Genomic DNA, 271 nt, shown 5'->3' on the forward strand with positions numbered 1-271 from the left:
AGGCCCAGCTGGACCCAACGGCGCTGTCGGTGCTGGCCATGTTGCTGCCGGCGCTCTGCACCTTCTGCCCGTGGGCGTTGGCCTGCTCGTAGATCACCTGGAAGTTGCGACCCAACTGGGTGATGAACTCCTGGCAGGCCACCGAACCGGCACCGCCCCAGAAGTCACCCGCAGCAAGCACATCGCGAACGATGGCCTGGTGCTCAGCCTCCAAAGACGCGGCCTGGGCGCGGATCAAGGCACCGTGGGCGTCGACATCGCCGAACTGGTA

At 66.1% G+C, this 271-nt stretch carries 1 protein-coding gene; it reads right to left on the reverse strand.

Annotated elements, in window-relative coordinates:
• Positions 1-271: WXG100 family type VII secretion target (locus WU80_RS25070; RefSeq protein ID WP_156349812.1), on the reverse strand; the 271-nt coding region annotated here is incomplete at both ends.

Source organism: Mycobacterium sp. UM_11 (assembly GCF_001414075.1).
GTDB lineage: Bacteria > Actinomycetota > Actinomycetes > Mycobacteriales > Mycobacteriaceae > Mycobacterium.